Below are 15462 nucleotides of genomic sequence, written 5' to 3' on the forward strand. Positions count from 1 at the left end.
CTGTCCTCTTCCCCATCGAAGAAAATTATAGTCTAACTTAGCTATCATGTAGCATAATTGAGTGCAAATGGAAGCAGGAGCCTTTCGGCTCCCGCCCCTCACACCCCATGCCTTCACACCACCCGAATATTCTTGAACTGCCACGGATCAGTCGTATCCACGTCCTCCGGGAACAGCTTGTTCCGCCCTTCCAGCGGGTTCCAGTCCGTATAGGCCCCCACCACCGGCCCCAGATACGGCATGCAGATATCCAGGCAGCGCTGAAAATCCATGTCGTCGGCTTCGACGATGCCGCGGTCGGGGTTCTCGATGGCCCAGATCATGCCGGACAATGCCGCGACCGTGACCTGCAGGCTGGTGGCGCTGTTGAATTCCACCAACTGGCGGGCCTCCGAGCAGGTCAGCTGCGAGCCGTACCAGTAGGCGCCCTTCTCATGGCCGGCCAGCAGCACGCCCAGCTCGTCCACGCCGTCGATGATCTCCTTCATCAGCAGGCGCTGCGTCTCCTGCTGCACGAAGTTCTTGCCGGCGAATTCGTGGATCGATTTGACGGCGTCGTCGCACGGGTGATAGGCGTAGTGGCAGGTCGGGCGGTACACCGCCTGGCCGGCATCGTCGCGCACCGTCAGATAGTCGGGGATCGACAAAGCCTCGCTATGCGTGATCAGGAAGCCGTGGAAGGGGCCTTCCATCGGGGTCCAGGTACGCACGCGCTGGGTCACGCCGGGCCGGTTCAGGATGATGCCGGCCTGACCGCCGAAGGTATGGCGGATGCCATCGGGCGGGAACGTCGCCTCATGCGTGCCCCAGCCCATTTCCGCCGGCTGGCAGCCTTCGGAGATGAAGCCGTCGATCGACCAGGTATTGACGAACTCCCCGCGCTTCTTGGGGATGGAGGAGACCTGGGTGTCGCGCTCGGCGACATGGATGACCTTGACCTCCAGTTCCTGCGCCAGCTTGGCCCAGGCGGCGCGGTCGGCCGGCACGTCGGTCACGTCGCGGCCGGTATCCTCCGCGATGTTCAGCAGGGCCTGCTTGACGAAATGCGACACCAGGCCGGGATTGGCGCCATGGGTCAGCACGGCCGTGGGACCCTTGGTCCCCAGCTTGGTCCGCAGGGCCAATGCCTGTTCGCGCAGCGCGTAGTTGGACCGCATGCTGGGCGACAGGTTGGGATCGGTGTAGCCACCGGGCCAGGGCTCGATGCAGGTGTCGAGATAGAGCGCGCCGCGTTCGGCGCACAGCTCGACCAGGGCGGTGGAAGAGACATCCACCGACAGGTTCAATAGGAAATCGCCCTTGGAGAGCAGGGGTTCCAGCATGGCCCGGTAATTCTGCCGGGTCAGCGGCTCCTTGACGAACTTGATGCCGAAATAGTCAGCCTCACCGTGGCCGCGCTCGTCCGCCGTGACGATGGTGATGTTCTGGGGCTTGATGTCGATATGCCTCAGAATAAGCGGCAGGACACCTTGTCCGATGCTGCCGAATCCTACCATCACAAGACGCCCGGGAAGGGCACAATGCTTCTGATACTGGGTCATTTTCGTGGAAACTCCGGGGCTATTACCCGCCTATGGGGGCCTCATGGCTTGTGGGGTTGACGTGCTTCAGACGAGATGCAGGACAACTTGAAGGCACGGTCCCGCCCATTCGCATGGGACCGCGCCCGGTTTGGCACTACCGTAATGCTATATCAGGCATCGCGTTTAGTGAAGATGGTGTGAGCAAGAGGTATCACGTTGGTGCCATGCGTCGCCATGGCATCCTTATGAAATACTCGTGTCTTGCGCCGAAACAGTTTGGTTAATTGCGAGCGCATCACCTGCTCGTGCTGCCGCATCATCTCCATGGTGCGGCACATGAATTTAGGGATCGCGGCGCAGTGCCCCTGATCGTTGCGGACACGGAATTCATTATTTCCGGTGTGGGCGGCGATATATTTCGGCCCACACCGGATTGGTTCAGGCCACCGCCACGGACAGGGGCGCCTTGACGCCATGTCCTGCCGTCTCCAGTAATGGGCCGTCGCAGACCTCCACCAGATGCGCCTGATCGAAGCCGTTGAATTCCGTGCGCAGGGTGGCGCCATAGGCCCCCAGCTGCCCGATCTCGATCCAGTCACCCTCGCGCACATCGGCGGGCAGCAGGAAGGGGCCCTTCATGCGGTCGGCACTGTCGCAGGTGGGACCCCAGAAGCTGAACGCGGCCAGGGGCGCGCTGGACCGGCGGACCAGACGGCAGGGGAACAGGAAGCCCGGCACGCCGGCATCCGACAGGCTCCCATAGACGCCGTCATTGATGAACAGCTCGTCCGACCCGCGACGGCGTTCCACCTGCACCACCACCGACCCGCCGCCGGCCACCAGGGCGCGGCCCGGCTCGCACCAGACGCGCGTCGTGGCGGGCAGGTTCAGGGCCTTCAGGCCGCGGGCGATTTCGTCCATGTACAGCGTCAGGTCGGGCGGGTCCATGTCCGGATAGGCCACGGGGAAACCGCCGCCGACATCCAGCACGTCGATGGAAACATCCGCCGCCGCGATCACCCGGCCGGCCAGTTCCAAGGCACGGCCATAGGCGGCGGGTTCCATCATCTGGCTGCCGACATGGAAGCACAGACCGACGCGGGTGCCCACATTGCGGGCGCGGCGCAGCAGGGTGACGGCATCGTCGAAACCGGCACCGAACTTGCCCGACAGGTCGTACGCGGCCTTGCCCTTGGGCATGGCCAGCCGGATGAACAGGCCCAGATCGGCCCCGCCGGTGACGGCGACGATCTTTTCCAGCTCTTCCATGCTGTCCAGGGAGAAGTCGCGCACACCATATTCGCCATAGGCCTTGGCGATGGCCGCGCGGTTCTTCACCGGGTGCATGTAATGGATTTCGGCATCGGAGAACATCTGGCGCACGACGCGGATTTCCGCCGGCGAGGCGCAGTCGAAATGGCGCACGCCGCCATGATACAGGCCGCGCAGGAAGGCCGGGTCCGGATTGCACTTCACGGCATACAGCACATCGCCCTTGCCGCCCGTGGCCTGGCCGAACAGGTCGATGAAGCGGCCGGCCGTGGCGCGCAGCGTGGCCGGGCGGATGCAGTGCATCGGTTCCGCCGGTTCCAGTCGTGCCACCATCTCGTTGACGCTGGGCAGGCGGAAGGCATTGGTGCGGGTATGGCTGCGGCGCAGCGGTGCAACGGCGGTGCGGAAACGGCTTGGGGTGCGGAAACGGATCTTGGCCATGTACGACGTCCCCCAGGGACAGACACCCCAAGCCAACAGGATGCGCGGGCAATGTGCGCGATCCATGGCGGAATATGGGGCGTGAATATGGAAAGATGGCGGCGGCGGTACGGACCTGCCGGCCGGCATTGCGGTGATCTGGAGTTCTGGTTCCGCGTCGTGATTGCCGGGCCTGGGGGACCCAAAGCGTCAACGGACGAGGCGGGCCAGATGGGTCCTTACCGGACCATGGCCTTGAAAGGCGTAACGGCGTTCATGTGACTATCCCTCTCGGGGTACCGGCCCACTGTCGACCGGTGCTGCCAAAAAGGACGCCTGACGTCGTTGCATGGCCAAGGGCCAGGGGCACGTGCGGGTGCGTCGTGAAATAATCTTATCCATGCGAATGCGCGGGTGCGCAAGGGTCGATTTCCCCCTCTTCCGCATATCTGTCTCCACCCCTGTGCGGGCGGGACAGTCCGGCCTATATGCTGACCATGCGCAGAATGCTTCTCCCGCTGGCGCTTTCCGCCCTTTCCGCCCTGTCCCCGGTTGCCGCCGGGGCGCAGGAGAACCCGCTGCTGTCGCCACCGCCCCAGATCGGCACGCCCCCCAGCCCGGCACAGGCCGAGCAGGACCGGATGCGGGTGGACAGTCTGCGCGGCCAGTCCGACCTGTCGCTCCGCCCCAACCCCGATCCGATGCGCCAGCGCGAGGCGAACAGCCTGCGCCTGGATGCCAACCGCGCACAGCGCGCCCTGCAGGACCCGCCACCGTCCATGCCGCCCGCCGCGACAGTGGACGGCCCGGCCCCGCCGCGCATCGATCCGCCGGAACCGCGCATCACCCATGGTCGCAAGAAGGGCGCGCCGACCCCGGCGCAATCCTCACCCGTGCCGGCGCGCAAGCCGCCCCCGCCGCCGGGGCCTTGACGACAGCCCATCTTTCCTGTTGTTGGCGGGAAGATGCACGGAACCGGAACCATGATCCCCATCACCCCCTATATCGCCATTGACGAGGAGGAGCTGCAGGAGAGTTTCCTGCGCGCCGGCGGTCCGGGCGGGCAGAATGTCAACAAGGTGGAAACGGCGGTGCAGCTGCGTTTCGACGTGGCCAATTCGCCCTCCCTGCCCGATTGGCTGAAACAGCGGGTGCGCGGGGTAGCGGGACGCAAGCTGACGGCCGACGGCGTGCTGGTCCTGGTGGCCCAATCCCACCGCAGCCAGGAGCGTAATCGCGAGGATGCGCGGACCCGGCTGGTGGAGATATTGGCCAAGGCGGCGGAACGCCAGGCGCCGCGCAGGCCGACGCGGCCCACCCTGGCATCGAAGACCCGGCGGCTGGACGGCAAGGCCACGCGCTCGGACGTCAAGAAGATGCGCGGCAAGGTTTCGATGGATTGACCTGCGTGATCTTCTCGTGACGCGGCCCTAACCATCAGCAATACCCCTTTGCGTCAGGCAAGGCTCATGTCTTAATGCGTTCACAAGGGCGGCCGGGCGTTTCCGGCCCGGTTTCCAGGCTTTGCCCCATCCATGTCGAAGTTCACCCGTACCGACAATTCCTCCAGGACCGACCTCAGCAAGGTGGCGATCCAGAAATCGCCCTCGCTCCTGGATGAACGTCTGGGCGTCTATCGCAACAAGATCGTGCAGAACGACCTGGACGTGATGCTGAAGCAGCATCAGGCCTTCGTGGAACAGCGCGTCACCGGCGTGCGGGCGCATTTCAAGCTGTGCGAACTGTCCAACCTGGACCTGTCGGGGGCGGTGCTGGCATCGGCCGATTTCACCGGGGCCAAGCTGCACAACACGCTGCTGCGCGGAGCCGACCTGCGCATGACCAATTTCTATGCCGCCGATCTGGCGGAGGCCGATCTGATGCATGCCGACCTGACGGCGGCCGACATGCGTGGCGCCATCCTGCGCGGTGCCGTCATGATCAGCTGCAACCTGACCTCCTGCGATTTCCGCAACGGCACCCTGGCGCTGGCCCGCAATGGCGAACTGGTGTCGGTGCAGGCCACGGCGGAGGCGGACCTGTCCAAGGCCGTCATCATGCGCGCCACCCTGTCCAAGGCGCGGCTGTCCGATAGTTTCGTGATGCAGACCGACCTGCGCGACGCCGATCTGCGTGGGTCGATCCTGGTCAAGGCCAACCTGGCCGACAGCAACCTGACCGGCTGCGACCTGACCAGCTGCGACCTGACGGAGGCGAACCTGGAGGGCGCGAACCTGGAGGGCGCCATCATGACCGGCGCCATCCTGCGCCACGCCAACCTGAAGGGTGCCAACCTGATCGGTGCCATCCTGGACGGGGTCGATCTGACGCTGGCCAATCTGGAAGATGTGAAGACCATCGAGCAGCTGGCCGGGATGGAGGAAAGCCTGGCCGACATGCTGACGGCACACGCCAAATGGATCGAAACCAACGGTGCGGCGGGCAAGCAGCTGGACCTGTCGGGCAAGGACCTGACGGGCCTGGATCTGTCGCGCATGACCCTGTCGGCCGGCATCTTCCGCGGCGCCGTGTTGCGCAACGCCAACCTGTCGCGTTCGGCCCTGCTGATGGCGGACCTGTCGTCGGCCGACCTGCGCGGGGCCAATCTGCGCAATTCCAACATGCGGGGCGCCCGCATGATCCGTACCATGATGGTGGGCGCGGACATGACCGGCGTGCTGGCCTCGCCCATCAATATCCAGGGCCATGACTGGCAGACCAACATGGAACGTGCCCGGCTGGGCAAGGCCATCCTGGTCGGCGCCGATCTGTCGGGTGCCAACCTGTCGGGTGCCGATCTGCGCCAGGCCCAGATCCGCAACGTTTCCATCAAGGGCGCGGACCTGTCGGACGCCAACCTGACCAATGCCGACCTGCGTGGCGTGGATTTTGCCAAGTGCAAGCTGGCCAACGCCAAGGGCCTGCCCGATCTGGACGATCTGGAAGGGGACGATTGATCCCGGTTCCGTTCCCTGGTACCGAGCCGTGATGAATACCCATTACGACATCATCATCGCCGGTGGTGGGGCTGCCGGACTTTACGCCGCCATCTTCGCCGGGCGCCGCGGGCGGCGCGTGCTGGTCATCGACCATGCGGAGAAGGTGGGGAAGAAGATCCTGATCTCCGGCGGCGGGCGCTGCAACTTCACCAACCTGGATGCCAGGCCCGACCGGTATCTCTCCGCCAACCCGCATTTCTGCATCTCCGCGCTGAAGCGGCATACGCAGCATGATTTCATCGGATTGGTCGAACGCCACGGCATCGGCTGGCATGAGAAGAAGCTGGGCCAGCTGTTCTGCGACGATGGCGCTGGCCGCATTCTGGGCATGCTGCTGGATGAATGCGCCGATGCCGGGGTGGAGATACGGACATCCTGCCACATCGACGATGTGGCGAAGGGGGAAGGCGGGTTCTCTCTCACTACCAGTCAAGGCAGTTTCACATCCGACAGCTTCATCCTGGCCACGGGCGGTCCGTCGATCCCCAAGATGGGGGCGACCGATTTCGCCTTCATCCTGGCCCGCAAATGGGGCCTGTCGCTGGTGGAACCGCGCCCGGCCCTGGTGCCGCTGACCTTCGCTCCGGCGGAACTGGAAAAGCTGAAGGACCTGTCCGGCGTGCCGCTGGAGGCCACGGTTTCCTGCGGCAAGGGACGGTTCCGCGAAGCGCTGCTGATCACCCATCGCGGCCTGTCCGGCCCGTCGATCCTGCAGATATCCTCCTATTGGCGGCCGGAGCAGGGGGTCGCCATCGATCTGTCGCCCGACCTGCCCCTGGCCGAGCATCTGAAGGGCCTGAAGCGCACCCGGCACAAGGCGGAACTGAAGACGGTACTGGGCGAACTGCTGCCGCGTCGCTTTGCCGAGCGGCTGTTCGAGACGGCCCTGATCGGCCCGGCGCCACTGATCAGCCGGCCGATGGCCGACCTGAAGGATGCCGACCTGATGGCCGTGGCAGCTGCCCTGCATGCCTGGACGGTGCATCCGGATGGCACCGAAGGCTATCGCACGGCGGAGGTGACGCTGGGCGGGGTGGATACGGCCGAGCTGTCATCCAAGACCATGGAAGCGAAGAAAATCCCCGGCCTCTATGTGGTGGGGGAGGCGGTGGACGTCACCGGCTGGCTGGGCGGGTATAACTTCCAATGGGCCTGGTCCAGCGGCCATGCGGCGGGCATGGCGGCCTGAGCCCTCTTGCGCCCCGTCGGTGATATTGGTGTGCTGGTTGAAGGTCTTTCTGGTCAGACGGGAAGATTTGTCTTATAGTCGGGAGAAGGTGGGACGGTGGTGCTAACACCGGCCCACCCTCCTTATGCCCGGTTGATCAGGATGGTGACGTGCAACACATGCCGCCCCCAGATCGGAACCCGGAGCAACAGGATAAAGGGCAGCTTAGTCATGCCTCTTTACCTCCGTTGACGGCGGTCCGGCCAATCCGGGCCGCCGTTTTCGTTTCTGACAGAAATTCATATTCCGTTTAAGGGAAATTGCATAAACTTGTGCACGATATTGTGATGAGGCCGATGGGCCCGCCCCACAGCCGCCATCTTTGCCCGCGACAACCATCCCTGTTGCGCGCTGGGCCGATCGGCCTAGGATGCCGCCCAGGTCCCCTCTTGGAAGCCCCATCATGAACAACGCCGTCCGCGTCGCCACCGCCCTGCTGGCCCTGGCCAGCCTAGCCGGCTGCATGGCCGCCCCCGCCCAGCGCGAATCCCGCGAGGGGCTGGACCCGCGCCGCGCCTGCCTGGCGCAGTGCAACCGCGACAACAACATCTGCATGGACCAGCAATCGGCCAGCCCCGGCAACACTTCCCAGGTCGGGCGCACCGATTACGGCATGGGTGCCACCTGCAAGGCGGAACTGCAGAGCTGCCAGGCCCGTTGCTGAGCTGATGCGCGACCCATTCTCCGGGATGTGATGATGAAGTTTCTCGCCCCCCCTCTGGCGGCCCTGTCGCTGGCCGCCCTGCTGCTGGCCCCCGTTCCGGCTCTGGCCCAGACCGTGCCGGCCAGCCGCGCCGACATGATGATGTCCTTCTCCCCCCTGGTGAAGCAGTCCGGCCCGGCGGTCGTGAACATCTACACCAAGCGCCGGGTGCAGCAGCGCATCTCCCCCCTGTTGCAGGACCCCCTGTTCCAGCGCTTCTTCGGGGAGGCCTTGTCCGGCATCCCGCGCGAACGGGTGGAAAGCAGCCTGGGCTCGGGCGTGATCCTGGGGGCGGACGGGCTGATCGTCACCAATGCCCATGTCATCAAGGATAGTGACGAGATCACCGTGGTCCTGGCCGACCGCCGCGAATTCGCCGCCAGGCTGGTGACCACGGACGAACAGGTGGATCTGGCCGTCCTGCGCATCGATCCGGGCAAGGAAAAGCTGCCCGTATTGGAGATGCATGACAGCGACGATCTGGAGGTGGGGGACCTGGTCCTGGCCATCGGCAACCCGTTCGGCGTGGGCCAGACGGTGACCAGCGGCATCGTGTCGGCCGTGGCCCGCACCGCCGTGGGCATCTCCGACTACAACTTCTTCATCCAGACCGATGCCGCCATCAATCCCGGTAATTCCGGCGGCGCCCTGATCGGCATGGATGGGCGGCTGGTCGGCATCAATACCGCCATCTACAGCCGGTCGGGCGGGTCCATCGGCATCGGTTTCGCCATCCCCGCCAACATGGTGCGCACCGTCGTGGAGGCTGTGCGCAATGGCGGCAAGCTGGTCCGTCCCTGGATCGGTGCCGGCGGCCAGCCGGTGACCAGCGACATCGCCGCCTCCATGGGGCTGCCGCGCCCGGCCGGCGTGCTGATCAACCAGGTGCGCAAGGGTGGCCCTGCCGATCAGGCGGGGCTGAAGGTCGGTGACGTGGTCACCGCCGTCAATGGCAAGGCCGTGGACGACCCGGACAGCATGCGCTACCGCGTGGCCACGCTGGGCGTGGGCGGCAATACCACCATCACCGTGCTGCGCAATGGGCGGGAAACCAGCCTTCCCCTGCGCCTGATCGGTCCGCCGGAGGAACCGGCGCGTCAGGAGACCACGCTGGCCGGCCGCAACCCGCTGTCCGGCGCCAAGGTTGCCAACCTGAACCCGGCTCTGGTGGAGGAACTGCGCTTCGACGGGGCCGACAGTGGCGTGGTGGTGCTGGAGGTCGGGCGCGGCACGCCCGCGGCCAGCCTGGGCCTGCGGCCCGGCGACGTGGTGCTGTCGGTCAACAATGCCGATATCCGCCGCGTGGGTGATCTGGATTCGGCCCTGGTCGCCCAGGTTCGTCGCTGGACGATCGCCGTGCGCCGCGGCGACCAGACGCTGACCACGACGGTGGGTGGCTGAGGCAGGGGTTCCGGCGGCGGCGCGTATCAGGATAGTCGCTCAGCCGAGGTGTCCTCATGCACAGCCGCCGCCTGATCCTGTCCCTGCTGGCTGCAAGCCCGTTCCTGCCCTTGGCACGGGCGGGCGCTGCCCCGATCGATCCCACATCGCCCGACCTGCCGCAGGTGACAAGCCTGATCCAGGGCGCCATCCGCCGCCACCGGCTGGACGGGGTGGCGGCTGTGGCCCATCACCGCGGCAAGGTGCTTTACCGGGGCTATTTCGGCACTATCGGGCCGGGCACGGCGATCCAAGTGGCCTCGGCCAGCAAATGGGTGGCGGGGCTGGTGATCATGGCCCTTGTGGGGCAGGGCAAGCTGCGCCTGGACCTGACCCTGGGCCAAGCCGGGCTGGTAGCGTCCGGTCCGGCATCCGCCATCACCCTGGCGCAGCTGATGAGCCACACCTCCGCCCTGTCCGCCATCGGCCCCATCCGCCAGGATCGGCGCTATCCCACGCCCACGGCCGCCGCGAAGGGGCTGGCGGAGATGGACCTGATCGGGCAGCCGGGGCAGGTCTTCGCCTATGCCGGCGTGTCGATGCAGGTGGCCGCCTATCTGGCCGAACAGGCGGGTGGGGCCGACTGGAACAGCCTGTTCCGTCGGTTGATCGCCGATCCGCTGGGCCTGTCGCCCGTCTGTCGCTGGGGCGACCAGTGGGGCGTGGCCGGCGGCCTGATCGCCAGCCCCGATGATTATGAACGCATCCTGCTGCTGATCACCCGCCAGGGGCTGACGCAGGATGAGCGCCGCCTGCTGCCGCCCGACCTTTTCCCCGCCATGGAACATGACCGCATCGGCACGGCCGAACGGCGCGAACAGCCGGATGCGGCCGATGCCATGAAGGGCTATGGCATCGGCCTGTGGTGTGAGGCGATCGAGGGTGACGGGTCCTGCCCGATCATCTCCAGCCCCGGCGCCTTCGGCACCTGGCCGCGCATCGACCGGGGGCGCGACCTGTCCATCCTGCTGATGGTCAAGTCGCGCCTGCCCCGCGTGGTGGACGATTGGAAATCCATCATCCGGGCGCTGACCTTGGCGGCGGGCGGTTAAAGCCGCGCCGCCAGCGCATAGGCCTGCTGGGTGGCGAAGACGATCCGCCGGGGCGCGAACGCGTCGCCCAGCAGGTGCAGCCCCCTCTGCCGTCCCTTCAGGTCGGCATAAAGCCCCGCCTCGGCCACCGACCCGCAGGCCAGAACCACGCTGTCCACGTCTTCCGCTGCCTCCTCCTGGAAGGAGAAGACATTGCGCAGGCGTATGCACCCCGGCTCGATCGCCAGCGCCTGGGCCTGATGGCGGAACCGCACCCCGCCGCGCGACAGCCGGGCCAGGAACGCGCCCAGCGTATAGCGTCCGACCAGCGGCGCCGGCCCCGGCGTCTGGTACAGCAGCGTCACATCATGCCCGCGCCCGGCCAACAGGTCGGCCAGGGCCAGGGGCGTGGAATGGTCATCCTGCACGATGACATGCACCCGCCGCCCCAGTTCCACCCCACCCGCCAGTACGGCGCGGACATCATGCACGAAGGGCTGGTCCAACCCCTCGATATCCGGCCAGCGGGCACCGGCCCCCGTGGCCACTGCCACCATGTCCATGCCGGCGGCCAGCACATTGTCGGTATCGGCGTGGTGGTTCAGCCTGACATCCACATCCAGTTGCGCCAGCCGCCGCTCCAGATACTCGATCCAGTCCAGGAACCCCTCCTGCGTCGGCAGTTTCGCCGCCAGCCTGACCTGCCCGCCCAGCCGGTCTGCCGCCTCCCACAGGCTGACCCTGTGCCCGCGTTCAGCCGCGCGCATGGCCAGTTCCAGGCCGGCCGGCCCGCCGCCCACCACCAGCAGGCGCCTGGGCTCCGCCACGCGCGGCAACCTGCCCTCCACCTCCCGTCCCGCGTCGGGATTGACGGCGCAGGCAAACGGCAGGTTCTCCACATAGCGCCGGCTGATGCATTCGTTGCAGCCGATGCAGGGGCGGATATCCGCCGTGCGGCCGGCTTTGGCCTTGGCCAGCAATTCGCCGTCGGCGAAATGCGCCCGCGCCATGCCCAGCACGTCGGCATGGCCGGCCGCCAGTGCCCGCTCCGCCACGTCCGGCGCGGTGATGCGGCCGGTATAGACGATGGGGATGGACAGGGCCCGGCGATAGGCCGCCGTCTGTGCCGCCCAGCCGCCATCGGGATAATGGTGTGGCTGGATATAGGATGGATCGCCCCAGGGGCTGCCCATCACAAGATGCACGTAATCGACCAGCTTCCGATCGGCCAGCCAGCCGGCGATGGCCGCCCCGCCCTCCAGATCGTACCCGCCCGGTTCCCCCTCGCTCATATTCATACGGATGCCGATTGTGAAGCCGGGTCCCGTGACGTCGCGGATTTCGGTCAGGATTTCCGTGATGAAACGCATGCGCCGGTCGAACGACCCACCATACGCATCCTCGCGTCGGTTGGTCAGCGGCGAGAGGAACCATTCCATCAGATCATCATGGTTGGCGTGCAGTTCCACCCCGTCCAGCCCGGCTTTCTGCGCCTGCGACGCGGAGAATCGGTATTCTTTGACGAACCAGCGGATTTCGTCCCGATCCAGGGCATGCGGCACCTGATTGATCAGGGGACCGGACAGGCCGGTGCCGGGCGCGTGCGGCATGCCGCCCTGGATCACCATCTGGGTGGTGGCCGCCGCCCCTTCGGCATGCACCGCCGCCGCATAAGCCCCGGCCCGCTCCAGATAATGCGGCAGGCGGAAGACGCCATGCTTCATGGCGCCCACCCCCGTCGGTTCGAACCCCGGCGGCAGCGGGTTTTCGATGAAGCCGGTGATGCCGTCGATCCAGCCGGCCCCGGCATTGGCGCGCGAGGCCCAATAGGCGATGTTGCGCTCCGCCTCCGCCTCCGTCCCCCAGAGATTGCCCACGGCACTGGCATGGGGCGGCAGCATCACGCGGTTGCGCAGCTTCATGTCGCCCACGGTAAGCGGGCGGAACAGATGATCATATCCGGTACCCATGGCGTGCCTCAGTTCTTATCGTTGGATAGGGCGGCGGCGCGGCCGGCGCGCCAGCCGAAGATCATGGCCGGGCCCAGCGTGCCCCCCGCCCCGCCATAGACCTTGCCTGTCACCCCGCCCATGGCATTGCCGGCGGCATAGAGGCCGGGAATGACCCGGCCCGACAGGTCCAGCACGGCCCCGTCCCCATCGGTCTTGGGCCCGCCCTTGGTGCCCAAGGTGCTGGCATGCACGGGCACGGCGTAGAAGGGGCCGCGATCCAGCGGGCCTAGGGTGCGGGCCGAGCCCGCCGGTTGCTGCACGTCGCCGTTCCAGCTGTCATAGGCGCTGGTCCCGCGCCCGAAATCATCGTCGCGGCCCGCTTCCATCATGCGGTTCCAACGCGCGACCGTGTCGGCCAGTGCCGCCGGCGGCAGGCCCAGCACATCCGCCAGCGCCTCCACGCTGTCGCCCCGCGCGATCCAGTCCGGCACCGCATCCCCCGGCGCCAGCCCGAAGAAGCCGTAGCGGTCCAGGAAATTCTGGCCGAAGACCAGCCAGCAGGGTTGGTTGGCGTAAGTGAAGCCCACCGGATCGAATTCATGCAACACGGCGCCGAAGGCGTTGTAATTCGTCGCCTCATTGGCGAAGCGCCGGCCCATCCTGTTGACCATGATCGAGCCGGGCAGGGTACGTTCGCGCAGCAGCAGGAAATGGCGGGTGGGGTCGTCGCCTGCCGCCTCGGGCCCGCCCCAGGCGATGGTCGGCACCCACCACGCCTCCGCCATGTTGGTCAGCGCTGCCCCCGCCCGCATCGCCATGCGCAAGCCATCGCCGGTGCAACTTCTGGCCGTGGGCATATGGCCGACGGGGCCGCGCAGGAAATCGCGCGCCAGTTCACGATCCCATTCGAACCCGCCCGTGGCGATGATCACCCCGCGCCGCGCCTTCACCACAAGGTCGCCGGCCCGCACGCCCGTGACCCGGCCGTTCTCATCGTGCAGCAGGTCGGTCACCGGCTGATCCAGCATCGGCTCGATCCCCCTGTCCAGGCAGGCTTTCAGCAGCCAGCCGACCAGGGCCCGCCCGCAGCATTCGATGCCGTCCCGGCGCCGCGCGGCGATCGTGTCGCCATCCACCCCGCCGCTGCCGTCGCCGCGGGGGCGTTCGCCGATCATGGTCCAGGGATTGGCCCGCCCGCGCAGCACCCTTTCCGCCCAGGGCCCCAGTGACGGCATGGGGAAGGGGCCGGGTTCCAGCGACCGTCCACCATCCTTCATGCCGCCCGGATGCTCGGGGTGATAATCGGGAAAGCCCGGCACCAGCCGCACCTGCATCCCCGCCGACCCGGTCAGCCAGTCCAGCAGCGGCGCCACACTGTCCACATAAGTCGTCGCCATCGCCGGATCGATCAGACCCAGCGATAGCGCATCCAGATAGGCCAGAGCCTGTTCGCGCCCGTCCGTGATCCCGGCCTCGGCCCCGAACCGGTTGGCCGGCAGCCAGAACACCCCGCCCGACAGGGCCGTCGTGCCGCCCACCGCATCTGCCTTTTCCAGCACCGCCACCCGCGCCCCGGCGTCGGCCGCCGCCAGGGCCGCGACCAGGCCTGCCGCCCCGCTGCCCAGGACCACGACATCCGTCTCGACCAGCCCTTCCATCTTTGCCTCCCACACGGCATCATGACCTAACGCCCGTTATATAACGGGTGTTATTTATAACAGTTGTTATGGGAAAATCAATGCCGGCCGTGGTGGATCACGAGGCGCGCCGACGCGCCGTGGCGGAAGTGACGGCGGATCTGATCGCCAAGGCGGGGATCGAGGCGGTGACGGTGCGCGAGGTGGCGCAGGCCGCCGGCTACAGCACGGCAATCGTCAGCCATTATTTCGCGTCCAAGGTGGAACTGCTGTTCTACACCTACCGCGCCACGGTGCTGCGCGCGCACCGGCGGATGGAGGCGGCGCTGGCGGCGGGGGGGCTGCGCGCCTATCTGGCTGCCCTGCTGCCGCTGAATGACGAACAACGGCGCGACTGGCTGGTCTGGTTCGCCTTCTGGACCATGGCCATCGCGGAACAGCGCCTGTCGGAAGAACAGCAGCAGCGATCGCGTCAGGTCACCAACCGTTTCACCGCCCTGCTGCGCGACCGCGGGCTGGACGATGCGGCGGCAAAGGAAGGTGCGCGGCGCCTGCTGATCACCATCTATGGCGTGGCCAGTCAGGCCTTCTTCGATCCGGAGACTTGGCCGGCGGAAACCCAGTTGACCCTGCTGGATGCCGATCTGGCGGCGCTGGGCGTCACCTGACGGCGGGGGCCGGCCGCTTGGGATAATCGAAGCGCGGCGGCAGCCGGTGATGAACGGCCGCATAAATCGTCATCACCACGGCCCCGACCACGGCGATGGACAGCAGTTCCAGGGCGGGCATCGCCGATGATCCCGCGACGACCACGGGCATGGCGCCTGCCGGCGGATGGGTCAGCCGGGCCAGTGACATGGCGGTGATCGACGCACCCACGGTCAGCCCCACCACCCACCAATCGCCGGGCAGGGCCATATGGGCCAGCAAGGTCACCAGCCCCGCCAGCAAATAGCCGCCGATGACATTGACCGGTTGGGCCAGGGGGCTGGCGGCTTGCGCGAACAGCAGCACGGCGCTGGCCCCGAACGGCGCCAGCAGCAGCGGCAGATGCGTGATCCCCGCCAGCCAGCCCGCCGCCGCGATGGAGACCGCCGCCCCCAGACCCGCCTTCACATGGGCGGTCAGATGGGGATGGCGCGGTTCATGGCGGACAAGCAGGTGGCGCGGCATGGGCAAAACCTGTGCAAACGATGCCTGTTTTCTGACCCGGAATCGCACAATTTGCAATCAAACTCTATCGTGGCACTCGGTTGA

13 protein-coding genes are annotated in these 15462 nt (G+C 66.7%); 8 read left to right on the forward strand and 5 right to left on the reverse strand.

Features of this window, described 5'->3' with window-relative positions; genetic code table 11:
• Positions 1-113 precede the first annotated feature (113 nt).
• Both ACM9HJ_RS18980 and ACM9HJ_RS18985 read right to left on the reverse strand, forming a co-directional pair.
• The gene (locus ACM9HJ_RS18980) at positions 114-1541 is read right to left on the reverse strand and encodes a homospermidine synthase (protein WP_416573332.1); all 1428 of its coding nucleotides are present in this window, start codon (positions 1539-1541) and stop codon (positions 114-116) included.
• Positions 1542-1961: 420 nt separating this feature from the next.
• Entirely contained in the window at positions 1962-3236 is a 1275-nt protein-coding gene (locus ACM9HJ_RS18985; protein ID WP_416573333.1) for a type III PLP-dependent enzyme, read from the reverse strand.
• 485 nt (positions 3237-3721) lie between these two features.
• On the opposite strand from ACM9HJ_RS18985, the gene ACM9HJ_RS18990 reads away from it, so the two are divergent.
• From ACM9HJ_RS18990 to ACM9HJ_RS19020, 7 genes are all read left to right on the forward strand, one after another.
• A complete protein-coding gene (locus ACM9HJ_RS18990; protein WP_416573334.1) occupies positions 3722-4147 on the forward strand; it encodes a hypothetical protein in 426 nt (141 codons plus the stop codon).
• A gap of 51 nt (positions 4148-4198) precedes the next feature.
• Positions 4199-4618: an alternative ribosome rescue aminoacyl-tRNA hydrolase ArfB gene (arfB, locus tag ACM9HJ_RS18995; RefSeq protein WP_416573335.1), complete on the forward strand. Its 420-nt coding sequence runs from the start codon at positions 4199-4201 to the stop codon at positions 4616-4618.
• Positions 4619-4750: 132 nt separating this feature from the next.
• Entirely contained in the window at positions 4751-6172 is a 1422-nt protein-coding gene (locus ACM9HJ_RS19000) for a pentapeptide repeat-containing protein (RefSeq protein WP_416573336.1), read from the forward strand.
• Positions 6173-6203: 31 nt separating this feature from the next.
• Positions 6204-7403 (forward strand): NAD(P)/FAD-dependent oxidoreductase, encoded by a 1200-nt coding sequence (locus ACM9HJ_RS19005; RefSeq protein ID WP_416573463.1) that lies wholly within the window; start codon positions 6204-6206, stop codon positions 7401-7403.
• A gap of 442 nt (positions 7404-7845) precedes the next feature.
• Positions 7846-8106, forward strand: coding sequence for a hypothetical protein (locus ACM9HJ_RS19010; RefSeq protein ID WP_416573337.1), 261 nt, complete (start codon positions 7846-7848; stop codon positions 8104-8106).
• Between the two features lie 30 nt (positions 8107-8136).
• Positions 8137-9546, forward strand: a complete 1410-nt coding sequence (locus tag ACM9HJ_RS19015) for a DegQ family serine endoprotease (protein WP_416573338.1) — start codon at positions 8137-8139, stop codon at positions 9544-9546.
• A gap of 56 nt (positions 9547-9602) precedes the next feature.
• Positions 9603-10637 carry a serine hydrolase domain-containing protein gene (locus tag ACM9HJ_RS19020; protein ID WP_416573339.1) on the forward strand — a complete coding sequence of 345 codons (1035 nt, stop codon included), beginning with the start codon at positions 9603-9605 and terminating at the stop codon, positions 10635-10637.
• On the opposite strand, the gene ACM9HJ_RS19025 is transcribed toward ACM9HJ_RS19020, so the two are convergent.
• The gene (locus ACM9HJ_RS19025; RefSeq protein ID WP_416573340.1) at positions 10634-12586 is read right to left on the reverse strand and encodes an FAD-dependent oxidoreductase; all 1953 of its coding nucleotides are present in this window, start codon (positions 12584-12586) and stop codon (positions 10634-10636) included. The two genes, ACM9HJ_RS19020 and ACM9HJ_RS19025, sit on opposite strands and share 4 nt — an antisense overlap.
• Before the next feature lie 8 nt (positions 12587-12594).
• The gene (locus tag ACM9HJ_RS19030) at positions 12595-14226 is read right to left on the reverse strand and encodes an FAD-dependent oxidoreductase (protein WP_416573341.1); all 1632 of its coding nucleotides are present in this window, start codon (positions 14224-14226) and stop codon (positions 12595-12597) included.
• Between the two features lie 80 nt (positions 14227-14306).
• Between ACM9HJ_RS19030 and ACM9HJ_RS19035 the strand changes: the two genes are divergently transcribed.
• Complete coding sequence (locus tag ACM9HJ_RS19035; protein ID WP_416573342.1) at positions 14307-14873, forward strand: TetR/AcrR family transcriptional regulator; 567 nt, start codon at positions 14307-14309, stop codon at positions 14871-14873.
• On the opposite strand, the gene ACM9HJ_RS19040 is transcribed toward ACM9HJ_RS19035, so the two are convergent.
• On the reverse strand, positions 14866-15378 hold the full coding sequence (locus tag ACM9HJ_RS19040) for an HPP family protein (protein WP_416573343.1): 513 nt from the start codon (positions 15376-15378) through the stop codon (positions 14866-14868). The genes ACM9HJ_RS19035 and ACM9HJ_RS19040 overlap by 8 nt on opposite strands.
• Positions 15379-15462: the final 84 nt, after the last annotated feature.

The organism is Niveispirillum sp. KHB5.9 (assembly GCF_048066115.1).
In the GTDB taxonomy this organism is placed as follows: Bacteria; Pseudomonadota; Alphaproteobacteria; order Azospirillales; family Azospirillaceae; genus Niveispirillum.